Source organism: Vibrio sp. Vb0349 (assembly GCF_033338975.1).
This window is the reverse complement of sequence record NZ_JAWOTS010000298.1, coordinates 1-1,201: the sequence shown is the minus strand read 5'-3', so window position 1 is coordinate 1,201 and position 1,201 is coordinate 1. Positions and strand designations below refer to the sequence as shown.

The following is a 1,201-nucleotide window of genomic DNA, read 5'->3' as shown; positions in this document are numbered from 1 at the left end:
TGCTATGCCGAATACTCAATGAATAGATGTACAGTAAAGTAATGTAGGCATAGCGATGAAAGGTATTGTTTCAATTAAAACTTACGGCGTAGGTAGGCATTTAAATAGCAGCGTGACCGGGTTTCCTGTTCAACGAATGGGGTTGGACATATGGCCAATCCACGCTGTTCAAAATGCACAACAAATACAAGACCATGAGGTGTTTGTCGGTAGAAGCCTTGTCGATGAATCACTAGCGTTGACGGATGGTGTAGAAAGCCTCCGTCAGCTATCTGAATGTGGCGCTGTCATTGCGGGTTATCAAACGGACTCAAAGTTCTGCGATTCAGTTTGTGAGTTAGTTACGCGATTAAAGGAGGAAAGTCGCCAAGTACTTTATGTCTGTCACCCAGAGCTAGCTGAGCCTATCGCTGATAAAGAGTCTCACGCTCCATTGTTTGAGAGTCTGATGCCAATGGCAGACGTGATTGTATCGAGTAAGTATGTGCTGGAGCAGTTTACAGGAGTCAAGATTAGTAACGTTGAATCAGCGACGCAGGCTTGCCAAAAGGCCCTCGAAATGGGGCCAAAGCTCATCCTTGTGACAAATATTGAGCTTGAAGAATACTTCACGATGATGCTAGCGACACCGAAATCTATCTATCTAAGTCAAAGGCCGATGCTAGATTTTGAAACGCCACCTGCTGGTGTTGGGGACTTAACAGCGGTGGTGTTTACGACCTGTTTAGTCAAGCGTATGTCTCCGGTTGCAGCGTTACGTCATACCAACAATGCGGTGTATGGCGTACTAGAGTTGACTTATGACAATGGGAGTTCGGAGCTAGAAACGATCGCAGGCCAGTATGAGTTTGTTGAGCCTACGTTTGATTTCCCTGTCAAGAAACTCATGGCGCTCTCGATGGTATAGAAATCTGGAATAGTAAACCGCGAGGCAATAAACTGATCGATTGTCACATCTCACTCATTTCTAATGACACGACGGTGAACGATAGTGATATTTTGAGTAAGTCACTGAACGTGGGGGAATAACATGACGTTTAACTTTGAGCAGCTGTTGGCATTTGTCACTGTGTATGAAGAATTATCATTTAGTAAAGCAGCCGTTAAGCTCAATAAGCACCGAACGACAACGGGGCAAGTCATCAGCAATCTTGAAGATCAGTTGGCTATCACTTTATTTGACCGAGTAGGCCGTTCTGTT

The 1,201-nt window shown here is 44.8% G+C and carries 2 protein-coding genes; both read left to right on the top strand.

Annotated elements, in window-relative coordinates; genetic code table 11:
• The first annotated feature begins 55 nt into the window (after positions 1 to 55).
• Complete coding sequence (gene pdxY / locus R7Q47_RS25335) at positions 56 to 907, top strand: pyridoxal kinase (protein WP_318090099.1); 852 nt, start codon at positions 56 to 58, stop codon at positions 905 to 907.
• Positions 908 to 1,030: 123 nt separating this feature from the next.
• The coding region (locus tag R7Q47_RS25330) for a LysR family transcriptional regulator (RefSeq protein ID WP_318090101.1) at positions 1,031 to 1,201 on the top strand (171 nt) is incomplete at its 3' end.

Excerpts from the sequence above, each read along its gene's own strand:
- pdxY (WP_318090099.1), top strand. The coding sequence starts at position 56 with ATGAAAGGTATTGTTTCAATTAAAACTTACGGCGTAGGTAGGCATTTA.